The organism is Pseudomonas sp. S5F11 (assembly GCF_019641515.1).
GTDB lineage: Bacteria > Pseudomonadota > Gammaproteobacteria > Pseudomonadales > Pseudomonadaceae > Aquipseudomonas > Aquipseudomonas rhodesiae.
Window position 1 is genome coordinate 377,967 of sequence record NZ_JAIFJZ010000001.1, and the last position, 15,074, is coordinate 393,040.

11 protein-coding genes and 1 pseudogene are annotated in these 15,074 nt (G+C 60.9%); 8 read left to right on the forward strand and 4 right to left on the reverse strand.

Translation table 11 applies throughout. The annotated features are described in order from the left end of the window. Positions 1–64: 64 nt before the first annotated feature. Together K1567_RS01775 and K1567_RS01780 are read right to left on the reverse strand one after the other, a co-directional pair. Positions 65–4,747 (reverse strand): hemagglutinin repeat-containing protein, encoded by a 4,683-nt coding sequence (locus K1567_RS01775; RefSeq protein WP_220698040.1) that lies wholly within the window; start codon positions 4,745–4,747, stop codon positions 65–67. A gap of 33 nt (positions 4,748–4,780) precedes the next feature. After that, positions 4,781–6,478: a ShlB/FhaC/HecB family hemolysin secretion/activation protein gene (locus tag K1567_RS01780; RefSeq protein ID WP_249745104.1), complete on the reverse strand. Its 1,698-nt coding sequence runs from the start codon at positions 6,476–6,478 to the stop codon at positions 4,781–4,783. Between the two features lie 212 nt (positions 6,479–6,690). On the opposite strand from K1567_RS01780, the gene sohB reads away from it, so the two are divergent. Together sohB and K1567_RS01790 are read left to right on the forward strand one after the other, a co-directional pair. After that, the gene (sohB, locus tag K1567_RS01785) at positions 6,691–7,716 is read left to right on the forward strand and encodes a protease SohB (RefSeq protein ID WP_034098338.1); all 1,026 of its coding nucleotides are present in this window, start codon (positions 6,691–6,693) and stop codon (positions 7,714–7,716) included. A 584-nt stretch (positions 7,717–8,300) separates the two neighbouring features. Beyond that, positions 8,301–9,869, forward strand: coding sequence for a TerC family protein (locus K1567_RS01790; RefSeq protein WP_034113976.1), 1,569 nt, complete (start codon positions 8,301–8,303; stop codon positions 9,867–9,869). Between the two features lie 40 nt (positions 9,870–9,909). On the opposite strand, the pseudogene K1567_RS01795 reads toward K1567_RS01790, so the two are convergent. Further along, a pseudogene (locus K1567_RS01795) lies at positions 9,910–10,179 on the reverse strand (thioredoxin family protein); the annotation flags it as partial. A gap of 75 nt (positions 10,180–10,254) precedes the next feature. Further along, complete coding sequence (locus K1567_RS01800) at positions 10,255–10,503, reverse strand: hypothetical protein (RefSeq protein WP_034113974.1); 249 nt, start codon at positions 10,501–10,503, stop codon at positions 10,255–10,257. Positions 10,504–10,807: 304 nt separating this feature from the next. Here K1567_RS01800 and K1567_RS01805 point away from each other — a divergent pair, with 304 nt between their 5' ends. From K1567_RS01805 to K1567_RS01830, 6 genes are all read left to right on the forward strand, one after another. Further along, entirely contained in the window at positions 10,808–11,656 is an 849-nt protein-coding gene (locus K1567_RS01805; RefSeq protein WP_034098334.1) for a transporter substrate-binding domain-containing protein, read from the forward strand. 52 nt (positions 11,657–11,708) lie between these two features. After that, on the forward strand, positions 11,709–12,371 hold the full coding sequence (locus tag K1567_RS01810) for an amino acid ABC transporter permease (protein ID WP_213547295.1): 663 nt from the start codon (positions 11,709–11,711) through the stop codon (positions 12,369–12,371). Positions 12,372–12,383: 12 nt separating this feature from the next. Beyond that, positions 12,384–13,046: an amino acid ABC transporter permease gene (locus K1567_RS01815; RefSeq protein WP_034098332.1), complete on the forward strand. Its 663-nt coding sequence runs from the start codon at positions 12,384–12,386 to the stop codon at positions 13,044–13,046. Next, complete coding sequence (locus K1567_RS01820) at positions 13,043–13,825, forward strand: amino acid ABC transporter ATP-binding protein (RefSeq protein WP_034098330.1); 783 nt, start codon at positions 13,043–13,045, stop codon at positions 13,823–13,825. Before K1567_RS01815 ends, K1567_RS01820 begins: the two co-directional genes overlap by 4 nt. 16 nt (positions 13,826–13,841) lie before the next feature. Then, positions 13,842–14,231 carry a RidA family protein gene (locus K1567_RS01825; protein WP_034138403.1) on the forward strand — a complete coding sequence of 130 codons (390 nt, stop codon included), beginning with the start codon at positions 13,842–13,844 and terminating at the stop codon, positions 14,229–14,231. 74 nt (positions 14,232–14,305) lie between these two features. Further along, positions 14,306–15,070, forward strand: coding sequence for an IclR family transcriptional regulator (locus K1567_RS01830; protein WP_034098328.1), 765 nt, complete (start codon positions 14,306–14,308; stop codon positions 15,068–15,070). The last annotated feature ends 4 nt before the right edge of the window (positions 15,071–15,074 follow it).

Here is a 15,074-nt window from a genome sequence, read left to right on the forward strand (position 1 = left end):
AAAAGCGTGTTGGAGCAACTGAGCAAGGCCCCTGTGCACAGGGGCCTGGATGTTTTTAACGCGCTTATTGATCGACTCCGCTGATCAGGTGTTGGCCTTGATCGTGGCCGCCGGTACGCAACAGGCCCAAGTTGAAATGCTCATCGCGCTGGCTTTGCGGATCACGGGGGTTATTGAACGCTGCGTAGAGCGCTGTGCCCAGTTGCTGGGGCGAGGTCGAGGCGTTGAGCGAGAAATCCGTGCGGGTGTCGCGGCCTTGGATGTCGCGGCCAGTAATCTTCGCCTCGCCCAGTGCCACGCGGCCATGGCTGGAGGCGATGCGCGCGCCGGTCAGGTCGACTGCGCCGCCCACATGCAGCGTTACCCCGTCGCCGCCGTTGATGCCGGACGCCTCGGCGACCGTGTTATTGCTGAACCAGCTAAAGTCCCCCAGCAGTGTGGGTGTGGTGTCGCGGTAAGCCGGATTTTGAAACAGCAGGTTCTTCAACGTGGATGACCCCGTGGCCGCGCCGGTACCGGCCTGGGTCGCGGGTGAGCCACCGACCTTGCTGATCAGCTTGTCCTTGAGCGTGCGCGCCTTGTCGGCCGTTTTTTCGTAAAGGTTCTTTCCGGCGGTCTTGAGCTTGCCCGACCATGGCCCGCCGGCCACGCTGAGCTTATCGACCGCGCCCGCCGGGTTCTTTTCCGTGGTCAATTGCGCGTCGACCTGCACCTTCAAGCCCTCCACCTGATCCTGACGGCTCTGCACCACCAAGTCGCCGTCGATTGTGCCGCTGACCTCGCGCGCCGTGACGGTGGCCCCCAGCAACTGCGTATCGCCGCGGCTGTCGAGTTGAATGCGATCAGCCCGCAGGCGGGTATTGTCGTGGGTCTGACTGCTGAGTTGGTCCACGCCACCCTTGGCGCGCGCGAACAGGCCGGAACCGTTATTGGCCGGGTCCGTACTGCGGGTGCCGCTCACACCCAGGCCGCCGGCGATAGTGCGGTTGTTGCGGTGCTCGTTGGAGACCGCAGACTCCAGCACCAAGTCGCCGCCGGTGGCCGCCAGCTCAAACGCCTGGGCCTGGCCCTGCACTCCTTGCAGGCGCACATGATCGGCCTGGATACGCACGGTGCCCGCGCTATCGAGCGTGCCACCGCGCTGCAACACGCTGTGTTCGTCGATGTCAGCCAGGCTGAACTGGGCACCGGCGCTGCCGCTCTTGCTGCTGGATGTGTCAGCCTGGGTCGCTTTGGCACTGACGCGAGCCCCGCCACCGATCCCGTCGCCATTGGCCGTGTGGGTATCGACCCCGGCCAGGAACTCAAAGCGGTTTCCGGCGGTGAGGCGAATATCGCCGCTGTTGGGCGTGCCGACTTTGGCGCCGTGCAGGGTCAGGTCCTGCCCGGCGTCGATTTCGATCACGCCGTCGGCGATCAAATCGGCACTGCGGCCTTGGGAGTCTTCGACGCTCAAGTCGGATTTATCCAACTGGAAGCCCGCGTTGGCTTTCTTGCTGGTGCCTGGGCTGCTGCCCAGTTCAACCCAGCCGAAACCGCTCAAGGTGCCTTCGCCGGAACCCTGCCAGTCGCGGGCTTGGTTGAAGGTCAGCGAACCGGCGGCCTGAATCTTCAAATCACCGCGTCCCGCGTCGAAGCGGCTGCCTTCGTAGCGGCCGTCGCTGCCCAACTGCACGCTGATGCCGCGTTTGCCCTCGATGCTGCCTGGCACTGCGGTACGGGTGGTGTTACCCAGGTCGAAACTGCCGCCCACGCCCAGAACCCGCGCATTCAGGTCGCGGCCGGTGGTGGTGTACAGCCTTAACGAAACGTCGGTGTCGGTGCCGTTGTCCTGTTGCCAACTGCTGTTCTCGGCTGCGTTGAAGGTATGGCTGTCGGCCTTGATCGACACGCCTCCCTCGGTGGCCGTGTAGCGTGTGCCTGTATCGGTCAATGCACCCTCGACCTGCACGTTGACGGTGGCACCTTCGAAGGTGCTGACCACCGCTGTGGTACCTCCGCTCTCGGCGCGGGTGTTCAGCACATTGACGGCCAGGTCGACGCCCAGGTTGGGAGGCTCAATCGCATCGAGCACCGAGGGTTGATAGAACTTGCTCTGATCCACCCCTTCGACCAGTTTTTGCACCGGGCGAGTGAGGTCTTTGTATTCGATGTTGCTGCCGATACTGGCGGTCCAGCCCTTGACCTGCTCGGTTTCGACGGTGCTGTTGGAGACCGCGCGGTTCTCCACGCTGCCGGCGCGGAGGGTGAGGTCTTTGTCAGCCTTGACCTGCGCGGCCTCGGTCAACAGCGTGCCCTGGCCCTTGTCGGCAACCAGATTCAGATCGCCGGCGCTGCTCAGATGGCTCGATTTGACGGTGGTGGAGGCGCTGCTTGTAATCACCTCTTCCTGGCCGACCTTGTAACCGCCGCCGGCTCGATCCATGCCGCCGGTGACAAAGTGGCCAAGGCCGAAGGTATCGGTTTCACTGACGCGCGTGGTGGTGTCGGCTTCGCTGAGCAGTTCGATGGCGTGGCCGGCGATGTTCAAATCGCCCTGGGTACTGCTCACGTCCGAGGCTTTGACCCGCACGGTATTTTCGGCAGTGATGTCCACCGTGGCGCCTTTGAGTTGACTGCCTTCATGGGTGAGGCTGTCTTGGGTGGTGGTGTTGTGCTCCTGGCTATAGCCGACCCCGGCTTGAAATTGTTTCGAGCCCTTGATGCCGGGCGCCGCTTGTTTGGTCTCGGTGGCGGAAGAGGTGAACCCGTTGCGGGTGGTCTGCGTGACCGTGGTGTCGCGGCTCGTGCCCGCTAGCAAGTTGATATCGCCCGCGGCGGTCAGTTTCAACTCGGCCTTTGCTTCGACATCCGCGCCGATCACATTCAGATCACTGGCGCTTTGCAGGCGCAGATTGCTCTGGGACTTCACCTGGCTGCGCACCAGGTTGCTGGCGTTTTTCCGCTCGTCAGTCTGGTCCTTGAATAGGCCGAACAGTTTGCTGTCGGAGCGCGACTTTTCCGAGTGCACCAGGCTTTGGCTGCCGTCGATCGTCAGCGAGCCGCTGTTGCTGATCAATACCGCGTCCTGCTGCCCCAGCACCTGGCTGCCGGTAATCAGCACATCGTCGGAGGTGACCCGCAAGGTGCCCTGGGCACTGACGCGGCTGCCGATGGATTGGTCTTCGCTGCGGTTGTCCTTGTCGTTTTTGCCGAACACGGCGCCGGAGAGCAGGTCGCCTTCGTAGTTGTTCTGCGTGCGTTGCTGGGCGGCGCGCGTGACGCCGACATTGACCTGTTTGCCGGACTCGATCGTCAGGTCCCCCTGGCTCTGGACCTGACTGCCCAGCACCGTCAGGTTCTTGCCGCTGCGTACGCTCATTGCAGCGTTGCTTGACAGGCTGCTGGCGCGGGCGGTTTCGGTGGTGCGCGAGGTGTCGTAATCCCCACGCCATAGGCCCTTGCGGTGGTTGAGGGTTTCGCGGGTGGTCTGGGAGTCGTTCAAAGCGCTAAGGCGCAGGTCTCTGCCGGCCGTGGCGTGCAGGTTGCGACCGGCGCTGGCGCTGGAGGCCGACAATTGCAGATCGCCACCGGCCTTGAGCGTCAGATCGGTGCGGGCCTTGAGCTGGGTGCCGACGTGTTCGACGTCGATCTGGGTGGTGGTCTTGTCGTAGGTTTCGGTAGTGATGAACAACACCTTCTTTTTCCAGGACTCTTGCTGTTGGCTCTGGCTTTTGCGGGTTTTGGCCTCAAGGCGCAGATGGCGTCCGGCGCTGGCGTCGATGGCGCGACCCTGCACCTCAACCGCCGATAGTGTCAGATCGTTGTGGGCGGCGAGGGCGACGTCGCCGTTGGTGCTGCTGATGCGGGTGCGCACCGGCTCAGGGTTGCCGGAGATGGACAGGTTGCCGGCCGACGTCACCTTGAGATTGCCGCGCGCTGTCAGCGGCGCGGCGATCTTGACCCCGGCGCCGTCGGCGGTGCTGATAATGTTGATGCGTCCGGCCTGCATGGCGCCCAACAGCTGCGCGTCGACCGGGCGGGCGCTTGCCCGGGCGCTGCTTTCGATGACGGCGTCGGCGTAACGCAGGCGATTCTGCCCGATCAAAACGTTGAGATCGTCCCATGCGGTGAGCGTACCGTGGGTGCTGATGCGTGGAGCGATCAGGTCGAGGGCGCCGGCGCTGTTGCTAACGCCTCGCTCGCCCACATTGAGGGTATTGGCACCGTTGAAGGTGGTGAGGCGCTTGAGCTTGCCGTCCTCCAGTTCCGGGCTGCCCACTACAAAGCTGGCGCGCGGTGTATTGATAAAGCTGGCGCCGTTGACTGTGATGCCGTTGGGGTTGGCCAGCACGTAGTCGGCTGCGCGCCCGAACACTTCCTGCGGGCCATTGATATGGGAGGCCTTGCGACTGGTCACTTCGTTGAGAATCAGGCCGGCCGCCCGGCCGCTGAACTGCGGATTGGCGGGTAACTGCCCGGCCAGTTTCGAGCGTCCCGCCGCCACCGCGTTATTCAACACCAAACCTGCGCTTTGCACGTTGTAGTCCACGAATCGGTTGTGGGAAACCCCAGCCGGGTTGGGCGCGACGATGTTCAACACCGGTACATCCTTCACGGTGAAGCGCTGGGCATTGCCGCTCACCGGCACCACATCGGCGGCGAACGCCTGATGGCCATAGTGAATCGACAGCAGGCTGCAGATCACCCAACGCAGGGTATGGGAGGGTTTGAGATGAACCGATGGAAAACGGCAATGACTAGTCATGGCTTGACCTTCTTGTTGTTATTGGGGGAGGCGTTATAAGTGCAGGCTTAACTCCATCAGCCAGAAACCTCGTTCCTTGATCGGTAGCGCGGGGCCGAACAGCCCGCGCTGGTAATCCACGTCCACTTGCCAGGTGCGGTGGTTCAAGGCCAGGCCAACGCTGGCCCCGCCTACACGCTGGATATCGGCGCCTTTGAGGTACTGGCTCCAGCCCAGGTCCACCCCCACGCGCGGGCTGATCTGCAACTGGCCCAGCAGGTGTCGGCGCAGGCTCAAGGTGTTGCGCCACACCGCGCCTTTGGCGGCGGCCAGCGCAGCGAGGCGGAAGCCGCGTACCGCGTAATGGTCGGTGATCAGCAACTGTTCCAGGCTCGGCAGTGGGTCGGGGCTGTATTGCAGTGCGAGTTGGCTGTTCCACACACCGTCGGCGGTAGGGTTGTGCCGCGTGTAATCGATGTCGACGCGGTATTTATGAAATTGCGCGCGGGGCAAGTCCCGGGATTCACGCCGGCTGTCGCGGTCGGCGCCCAAGCCGTCGAGGCCCTGGGCATAGCTGACATTGGCGTTCCAGATGCCGTCCGCCAGCTTCAACAGGTTGAGACTGGCCTCGGCCACCGTCAGGCTCGGGCTCTGGATCGCCAGGTAGGTATCGGCGATGTAGCTTTGCGAGCGTTTTGTGCTCAGGCGCAGGTTGCCATTGAGCAACGTGTGCTGATCGCGCCACAGCAGGCGGTTGAGGCCGATGCCGTATTGATGGACCTGGCCGTTGGCGCTGACGGTCTGGCTGGGCAGGGCGATGCCATAGCGGTATTGGGCCTGGCTGGCGCTCAAGGCCAGGGTCCAGAAACCGTAGGGCAAGGTGTAGTAGATACCCTGGGAACGACTGTAGCGGTGGCTGTCGCCCAGGGAGGTACTGGCGCTGACACTGATGAAGTCATTCAGGCTCAGCGGGCTGTCGTACGCCAGATTGAGTAGCGCCGTGTGCCTTCCTGTCGCCTCGGTGCCACGGTTGTTGTAGCTCGCGCTGCTGCTCAGGCGCGGCGCAGTGGAGCGCGGGCGCAGCAACAGGTGCGAGGCCCCAGGTTGCTGGCCGGGGAGTACATCCACCGTCAGATCGACTGAGCGCAGGCGGTTCAACTGATCGAGGCCCTGTTCCAGCTCGCGCAGTTGCAGCGGCCGGCCCAGCATGTCGGGGAACGCGCCGCGCAACGACACCGGTAGGTCCGGATCCGCCAGTTCGATGCTTTCGAGGTAGCCTTCTTCGATGACGATGTCGAGGCGCTGGCCATCTTCTGGAGGCTGTTTCAGGTAGGGGCGACTGGTGATATAGCCGGCCTCGACGTACAGCGCGGTCAGTGCCGCCAACAATTGGTTGATAGGCGACGCGCCCATGCACGCGCTGAGGTGGGATTGCAGCACCGTGCGCAGGCGCGCCGGCTTGAGCAGGGTATTGCCCGTCAGGCGCAGGCCGCGTATCTGCCAGCACGGTTCGGTGGCGGACGACTGCGGGAGCGGGGCGGCGGGCTCCGATTGCACGGTGGCCTCACGCTCAAGCAGGCGCAGGCGCTGCTCGCGTTCCAGTTGCTCGCGGGTTCGACGCTCGAACTCTTGCGCACGCAGGTCGACCGGGTTGAGCTGTGCGGAGGCTGCCACGCCAGGGAGGCTGGCGCTCGACGCGATGCACAGCGCCATGAGCAGCCAGGCGCGGGTATCGAGGTGCTGGGGGCGCATCGGCGTCGCTCCTGTGTGGGTGTGTTCAACGCCGAGTTTAAAGTCGTTTTCTCTTGTATTTGCTGGGCTTCGGGTCTGAAAATGATGTGGGAATCGAACTACGCAAGTAGGACTTTGTCGCTATTTTTGTAGGATATTGGCCGGGTTAACAGTGTTAGACACGGTGGCGACAATCCCCGTAGACTGCGGCTTTCGAGCCTCATAGGTGTCTTATGGAGTTTCTTGCCGAGTACGCAAGTTTTCTAGCTAAAACCGTCACCCTGGTGGTCGCCATTCTGGTGGTGCTGATCAGCTTCGCGGCGCTGCGCAGCAAGGGGCGGCGCAAGTCCGCCGGTCAATTGCAGGTCAGCAAACTCAACGATTTTTACAAGGAGCTGCGCGAGCGCCTGGAGTCGACCCTGCTCGACAAGGATCAGCTAAAGGCCCAGCGAAAATCCGAGGGCAAGGCCGAAAAGAAGAAGGGCAAACAGAAAGCCGAGGCCAAGCCACGGGTGTTCGTGCTGGACTTTGACGGCGACATCAAGGCCTCGGCCACCGAGAGTCTGCGCCATGAAATCACCGCATTGCTCAGCCTGGCCACGCCCAAGGATGAGGTGGTGCTGCGCCTGGAAAGCGGCGGCGGCATGGTGCACAGCTATGGCCTGGCCTCGTCGCAACTGGCGCGTATCCGCCAGGCCGGCGTGCCGTTGACCGTGTGCATCGATAAGGTGGCGGCCAGCGGCGGCTACATGATGGCGTGCATTGGCGAGAAGATCATCAGCGCGCCCTTTGCCATCCTGGGTTCCATCGGTGTGGTGGCGCAGTTGCCCAACGTCAACCGCCTGCTGAAAAAGCACGATATCGACTTCGAAGTGCTCACCGCCGGCGAGTACAAGCGCACCCTCACGGTGTTTGGCGAAAATACCGAGAAGGGCCGGGAGAAATTCCAGGAAGACCTGGACATCACCCATCAACTCTTCAAGAACTTTGTTTCGCGTTATCGCCCGCAGTTGGCCATCGACGAAGTGGCGACCGGTGAGGTGTGGTTGGGTGTGGCCGCGCTGGATAAACAGTTGGTTGATGAGTTGCAGACCAGCGATGAATACCTGGCGACCAAGGCCAAGACGGCCGAGGTATTTCACCTGCACTATGCCGAGCGCAAGAGCTTGCAGGAGCGCGTTGGCCTGGCGGCCAGTGGTTCGGTGGACCGCGTGTTGTTGACGTGGTGGAGCCGGTTGACTCAGCAGCGCTTCTGGTAACACCAATGTGGGAGCGGTGGCTTGCTCCCGATAGCCGTAAGTATCTAAAGGCTGATGCAAAACGCCGTGGTGAGCAGGCTTGCCCTGCGCTGGGCTGCGAAGCAGCCCTCTCCAAAAAATAGGGTTTATCTGGCACACCGAGGCGCTTGGCCCGGGGGCGGCTTTGCAGCCAAGCGCGGGGCAAGCCTGCTCACCCCAAAGGCCGCATTTTTTCAGGTTTTGTTTTCATCGAAGGGCAAGTAGATGCCTATGCCCCGATAGCGGTGTATCAATCAACCTATGCGAACTTGAAGAACGGCCATCGGGGTAAGCCCGCCTCTCACGGGGTTTACGCTTCGGGTACAGATTTTGTAATGGTTTTGCGTTGTGGGAAATTCATGTTTCGAATGTAGGATTTAAGTCCTTTTCTCATTGCAGGACTTGCATGAATACCCTCTCGGAGCCCCCCAGTCGTCTTTCCCCAAGACGTTTATTGCTGCCGTTCCCGCTGAAACATCCCGTTTTTCGATTGCTGATCTTGTGCCGGTCCTACGACCGCGCTTTGCCATGTCCGGCATTCTGAATTCAACCAAGAGACTTTATAAATGGAATGGTTAGCGGATCCAACGGCCTGGCTCGGCTTGTTGACCTTGATTGTGCTGGAACTGGTACTGGGTATCGACAACCTGGTGTTTATTGCGATCCTGGCGGACAAGCTGCCGCCGGAGCAGCGCGACCGAGCGCGGTTGATCGGTTTGTCCCTGGCCTTGCTGATGCGCCTGGGCCTGCTGGCGAGTATTTCCTGGCTGGTGACGCTGACCCAGCCGCTGTTCGAGGTGTTCGACAAGAGCTTCTCGGGCCGTGACTTGATCATGCTGTTCGGCGGTGTATTCCTGCTGTTCAAGGCCACCATGGAATTGCATGAACGCCTTGAGGGGCATGTGGCGCAACGTTCGGGTACCGCGGCATACGCACTGTTCTGGCCGATTGTGGCGCAGATCGTCGTGCTCGATGCGGTGTTCTCCCTGGACGCGGTGATTACCGCCGTGGGCATGGTGGACGAACTGGCGGTGATGATGATCGCGGTGATCATTTCCATCGGGTTGATGATCGTCGCGAGCAAGCCGTTGACTCGCTTCGTCAACGCTCACCCTACGGTGATCATGCTGTGTCTGGGCTTCCTGATGATGATCGGCTTTGCCCTGACCGCCGAAGGCCTGGGCTTCCATATTCCGAAGGGCTACCTGTATGCGGCCATCGGTTTCTCGATTTTGATCGAGGTGTTCAACCAGATTGCCCGTGCCCGTCGCAAGAAGTCGGCCCAGGGCGTGCTGCCGGTGCGTGAGCGCACTGCCCATGCGGTCATGCGCCTGTTGGGCGGACGCAGCCTGGCGGTGGAAGAGGTGGGTGAGGACGTGGCCGATCTGCTGGGCGAGCCCGATGCAGCGCAAGGCCCGCTGTTTGACCGCCGTGAGCGGGTGATGATCAGCGGCGTGCTGCAACTGGCCGAGCGACCGATCCGCAGCTTGATGACGCCGAGGGCCAAAGTCGACTTTATCGACCTGTCGGACGATCTCGATACGATTCGCCTGAAACTGATGCATTCGTCCTACTCGCGGCTGCCGTTGATCCGCAACGGTGCCGTTGATGAGCCATTAGGCTTCGTACACAAAAAGGAATTGCTCAAGGAATACCTGGCCGGTAACGAGCCGAACCTGGAGCACTTGGCACGCCGGGCGATCAACCTGTTGGACAGTTTTTCGATCCTCAATGCGCTGGAACAGATGCGCCAGGAGTCGACCCATATCGCCTTTGTGATCAACGAATTCGGTGATTTTATGGGGGTGCTGAGCATGACCGACATTCTTGAGTCCATCGCTGGCGAACTGCCGGACGCCAGCGAAATCGAAGGGCCGGATATTGTCGAGGAAGGCGCAGGCTTTCGCGCCAATGGCGCGCTGAACCTCCACCAGGTTCGCCAGCGCATCGGCTTCAACGCGGTCGCTACCGAGGATTACCAAACCTTGGCGGGACTGGTGATGAGCCTGCTCGATCGTCTACCCGTGGTGGGCGACTGCCTGGAGCATGAGGGTTGGCGTTTGACGGTGGTGGCGGTGGAGGAACGGCGGGTGACGCAGGTGTTTTTGCAACGTGGTGAGGGGCATAGCGTTTGAACGTGTCCTGCAATAGCTCTCGCCGCTTGTCCTCAGGCCCGAAATACTTGAGCGTTTCCATCATGGTTCCGCGTGAGTAGATCAGTAGCGTCGGGGTCCCCGTCACGAGGGGGTGCCTCGGCGTGTTGGCACAGTCGAGTACCAGGCTGCGAATCTGTGGGTATTGGGCTGCTGTCTCAACGAACAGAGGGCCGATACCCGCGCAAGCCGAGCAACGCTCGGACACAAACAGCATGAAAACCGGATGTGGCGTGCTCAGTAGCCGTTGGTATTCGTCGGCATCGGCGATGGTTGCAGTGGCATACCCCATGGCGATGATCCTCCTGGAAAGTGCTGGTTGTGCCCAACGCTAATCCGGGCTCGCCCTTGCGTCTACTGTCAACCTTTACAGGTCCTCCTCCCGTTCCGCGCGTTCCCGCGCCTTGCGTGCCTGGTTGGCGCACTTCCTGTATTCCTCGTTATCGCGAGAGGCCTTGGCGCGACGATAATCGTGATGGTTCTGACTGGTGTAATTGGCATCGAACGACTCCTTGAGTCTGGCCAACTCCTCCTTGCACGCGCGACGATCCTCGCTGCCCAACGCATTCCCGGCCACCAACGCAAAAAACACCAGACCTATAACGCTGACCTTCATCACCACCCCCTCAACCTCAGCCGGCCCACACCCTTCACAGCCTAGCCCTCCAGGCCCATTTTTCCACGCCCACCATCGCCCTCAATTGAGGCGTTCTCACCCAAACTGGGGCCCCGGGTAGCACTCATGCCGCAAATGCTGGCTCATCGCCGTATAACGCCGCAGAGCTATGTTACTGATCTGCATGGTATTTCCCTTCAGCGTATGTTTTCGCCTTCGCCTATGGCACACTTTCTGCTGTCTATTCCGTTGTTACATACTAAGTTCCGGTATAGCGGAATACACAACCTCTGGAGTGCTTGTCATGCATCACCGACCTTCCGTGTTCAAAGCGTGTGTTTTTCTCTTCGCCGCATCGGCTTCCCTCGCCACCGTTGCGCAGGCGGCGGGCAGCAAGCTCGATGATGTGCTCAAGCGTGGGCATCTGATCGTGGGTACAGGCAGTACCAATGCGCCGTGGCACTTCCAGGGAGCGGATGGCAAGTTGCAAGGGTTCGATATTGATATCGGTCGCATCGTGGCCAAAGGTCTGTTCAATGATCCGAGCAAGGTCGAGTTCGTGGTGCAATCGTCCGACGCGCGGATTCCCAACCTGCTGACCGACAAGGTCGACATGAGTTGCCAGTTCATCACCGTTACCGCCAGCCGCGCGCAGCAGGTGGCGTTTACCTTGCCTTACTACCGCGAGGGTGTGGGCCTGCTGCTGCCGAACAACAGCAAGTACAAGGAAATCGACGACCTGCAGGCCGCTGGCGATGGCGTTACCGTCGCCGTGCTGCAGAACGTGTATGCCGAAGAGTTGGTGCACCAGGCGCTGCCCAAGGCCAAGGTCGATCAATACGACAGCGTTGACCTGATGTACCAGGCCGTGAACTCCGGGCGCGCGGACGCCGCCGCCACCGACCAGTCCTCGGTCAAATACCTGATGGTGCAAAACCCCGGCCGCTACCGCAGCCCGGCCTACGCTTGGAGTCCGCAGACCTATGCCTGCGCGGTCAAACGCGGCGATCAGGACTGGCTGAACTTCGTCAACACGGCACTGCATGAAGCCATGACCGGTGTGGAATTCCCCACCTACAAAGCCTCCTTCAAGCAATGGTTCGGCGTGGACCTGCCGGAGCCGGCGATTGGCTTCCCTGTCGAGTTCAAGTGACGTTTGAAAACCGGGGCGCCGCCACCGGCGCCCCTCTCAGGTAGCGTTGACCATGAATTATCAGTTGAACTTTGCCGCCGTCTGGCGCGATTTCGACACCTTGCTGGCGGGGCTCGGGTTGGGTCTGCAACTGGCATTGCTGTCGATCGCCATCGGCTGCGTGATCGGCCTGCTGATGGCGTTTGCCATGCTGTCCAGGCACCGCGCCTTGCGCATCCTGGCGTCGATATACGTGACGGTGGTGCGTAATACACCGATTCTGGTGTTGATCCTGTTGATCTACTTTGCCTTGCCCAGCCTGGGCATTCGTCTGGACAAAATCCCTTCGTTCATCATCACCTTGTCGCTTTACGCCGGGGCGTATCTGACCGAAGTGTTCCGTGCCGGGCTGTTGAACATTCCCAAGGGCTTGCGCGAAGCCGGCCTGGCCATCGGCCTGGGCGAGTGGCGCATCCGCGCCTATATCACCGTGCCCGTGATGCTGCGCAACGTGCTGCCGGCGCTGTCGAACAACTTTATCTCGCTGTTCAAGGACACCTCCCTGGCCGCCGCGATCGCCGTACCGGAACTGACCTATTACGCCCGCAAGATCAACGTCGAAAGCTACCGGGTGATTGAAACCTGGCTGGTCACGACCGCGCTCTACGTGGCCGCCTGTTACCTCATTGCCTTGTTGCTCCGTTACCTGGAACAACGTCTGGCGATCCGTCGTTAAGGAGGGTTCCCCATGTACGAATCTCCCAGCTGGCTGCACGAGTTGTGGATCGCCCGAGACACCCTGTGGGCGGGGTTTCAGGCCAGTGTTTATGTGTCGGCGCTGGCCATTCTTTTCGGCACGCTGATCGGTATCGTCGCCGGGTTGATACTGACCTATGGCAAGTTCTGGATGCGTGCACCGTTTCGCCTGTATGTCGACCTGATCCGTGGCACGCCGGTGTTCGTGCTGGTGCTGGCGTGCTTCTACATGCTGCCGGCGCTCGGCTGGCAGATCAGCGCATTCCAGGCCGGCGCGGTCGGGCTGACGTTGTTCTGTGGCTCCCATGTGTCGGAAATCGTACGTGGCGCACTGCAAGCCATTCCCCGTGGGCAACTGGAAGCGGGCAAGGCGATCGGTCTGACGTTCCGACAATCCCTGGGCTACGTGCTGTTACCTCAGGCGTTGCGCCAGATCCTACCGACCTGGGTCAATTCCTCCACGGAAATTGTCAAAGCCTCGACCTTGCTGTCGGTGATCGGCGTGGCCGAATTGCTACTGAGCACCCAGCAAGTGATCGCGCGTACCTTCATGACCCTGGAGTTCTACCTGTTCGCCGGGTTTTTGTTCTTTGTCATCAACTACGCCATCGAGTTATTCGGGCGCTACATTGAAAAGCGGGTGGCCTTGCCATGAACCAATCTCACACAACCGAACCGCTGCTGAATATTCGCGGCCTGCGCAAACAGTACGGCGAGGTAGAAGTGCTCAAGGGCGTCGACCTGTCGATGCAGCGCGGTAATGTGGTGACCTTGATCGGCTCCAGCGGTTCGGGCAAGACCACGCTGCTGCGGTGTGTCAATTTGCTGGAGGAGTTCCAGGGCGGCCAGATCACCCTGGACGGCGAGTCGATCGGCTACAGCGACGTCGGCGGCAAACGCGTGCGTCACCCGGAGCGCGTGATTGCCCAGCACCGGGCGATGACCGGCATGGCGTTCCAGCAGTTCAACCTGTTCCCGCATTTGACCGCGTTGCAGAACGTCACTTTGGGCTTATTGAAAGTTAAGAAAATGCCTAAGGACCAAGCCGTTGCTCTCGCGGAAAAATGGCTGGAGCGTGTAGGACTTTTAGAGCGGCGCAATCACTTTCCCGGCCAGTTGTCCGGCGGCCAGCAACAGCGTGTGGCGATTGCCCGTGCGATTGCGATGAACCCCAGCTTGATGCTGTTCGACGAAGTCACCTCAGCCCTTGACCCGGAACTGGTGGGCGAAGTGCTCAGTGTGATCAAGGGCCTGGCGGAAGAGGGCATGACCATGTTGCTGGTCACCCATGAAATGCGTTTTGCCTATGAAGTGTCCGACCAGATCGTGTTTATGAACCAGGGGCGTATTGAGGAGCAGGGTTCGTCGAAGGACATCTTCGAACGTCCGCAATCGCCGCGCCTGGCGGAATTTTTGAAGAACATTCGTTTTTAATCAGGAGCACATTGTTATGAGCATCACTCGTTACGGAGCCGGCAGCACTGCCGGCGGTGGCCAGCCTCGGCCTTTCGCGCGTGCCGTGGAGGCGGATGGCTGGTTATACGTGTCAGGCCAGGTGCCGGCAGTGGACGGCGAAATCATCACCGGCGGCATTGTCGAGCAAACCCACCAGACCCTGCGCAACGTGGTGGCGATTCTGGAAGAGGCCGGCTATGAATTGAAAGATGTCGTACGGGTCGGCGTATGGCTGGAAGACCCGCGGGACTTCTGGAGTTTCAACAAAGTCTTCGGCGAATACTTCACCCCGGAACACGCCCCGGCGCGGGCCTGTGTGCAGGCCAACATGATGGTCGATTGCAAGGTCGAGATCGATTGCGTGGCCTACAAGAAAAAAGGCTAAATGCTTCGACTTCCATACAGAACCCATGTGGGAGGGAGTGGCTCCCCCCACATTCCACCGGACCGAAAACCATCATGACCGAAGACACCATCAAACGCCGCGCCAAAGGCCTGGACCGAGCGTTCGATATCCTCGATTTTCTCAAGGAAATCGGCCAACCGCTGCGCCCGAACGATATAGCCAGCGGCATCGGCAGCCCCAAGTCCACGGTCTATGAACTGGTCGCTTCGTTATTGGAACGGCGCATCCTGGAAACGGTGGGCAAGGACGGCCACGTCTACCTCGGCCGCCAACTGTACTTTCTCGGTCAGGCGCACCTGCGCCATTTCGACCTGACCCGCGAGGCCGACCATGCCTTGCAGGAAATCGTCAGCCAGACCCACGAAACCGCCCAGATGTGCCTGCTCAATGGGCGCAAATACACCGTGGCGCTGATGCGCGAAGGCGAGCGGCATTTCCGCATCTCCTCGGATATCGGCGAAAACGCGCCCATCCCCTGGACCGCCTCCGGGCGTCTGCTGCTGGGGCACTTGAGCGATCAGCAGATTGTCGACCTGATCGACCCCGAAGATTTCATCCTGCCGGACGGTCAGCGCCTGCCGCTGGAGACTTTCCTGGCGCAGATTCGTCAAGCCAGCCTCGACGGTTTTTTCTCGTTCGACAGCGTGGCCGACACCTTCACCCATTGCTTCGCTGCCCCGGTGCGGGATGCCCAAGGAGTCAGCATCGCGACCCTGTGCATCGTCGCGCCCCGGGCCGACGCCCTCAACAACTACAGCGACTATCGCCGGGTGCTGATCGACAGCGCCAACAACCTGGCCCGTCGCATCAACGAATAGGAAC

Excerpts from the sequence above, each read along its gene's own strand:
- K1567_RS01775 (WP_220698040.1), bottom strand. The coding sequence starts at position 4,747 with ATGACTAGTCATTGCCGTTTTCCATCGGTTCATCTCAAACCCTCCCAT.
- K1567_RS01780 (WP_249745104.1), bottom strand. The coding sequence starts at position 6,478 with ATGCGCCCCCAGCACCTCGATACCCGCGCCTGGCTGCTCATGGCGCTG.
- sohB (WP_034098338.1), top strand. The coding sequence starts at position 6,691 with ATGGAGTTTCTTGCCGAGTACGCAAGTTTTCTAGCTAAAACCGTCACC.
- K1567_RS01790 (WP_034113976.1), top strand. The coding sequence starts at position 8,301 with ATGGAATGGTTAGCGGATCCAACGGCCTGGCTCGGCTTGTTGACCTTG.
- K1567_RS01800 (WP_034113974.1), bottom strand. The coding sequence starts at position 10,503 with ATGAAGGTCAGCGTTATAGGTCTGGTGTTTTTTGCGTTGGTGGCCGGG.
- K1567_RS01805 (WP_034098334.1), top strand. The coding sequence starts at position 10,808 with ATGCATCACCGACCTTCCGTGTTCAAAGCGTGTGTTTTTCTCTTCGCC.
- K1567_RS01810 (WP_213547295.1), top strand. The coding sequence starts at position 11,709 with ATGAATTATCAGTTGAACTTTGCCGCCGTCTGGCGCGATTTCGACACC.
- K1567_RS01815 (WP_034098332.1), top strand. The coding sequence starts at position 12,384 with ATGTACGAATCTCCCAGCTGGCTGCACGAGTTGTGGATCGCCCGAGAC.
- K1567_RS01820 (WP_034098330.1), top strand. The coding sequence starts at position 13,043 with ATGAACCAATCTCACACAACCGAACCGCTGCTGAATATTCGCGGCCTG.
- K1567_RS01825 (WP_034138403.1), top strand. The coding sequence starts at position 13,842 with ATGAGCATCACTCGTTACGGAGCCGGCAGCACTGCCGGCGGTGGCCAG.
- K1567_RS01830 (WP_034098328.1), top strand. The coding sequence starts at position 14,306 with ATGACCGAAGACACCATCAAACGCCGCGCCAAAGGCCTGGACCGAGCG.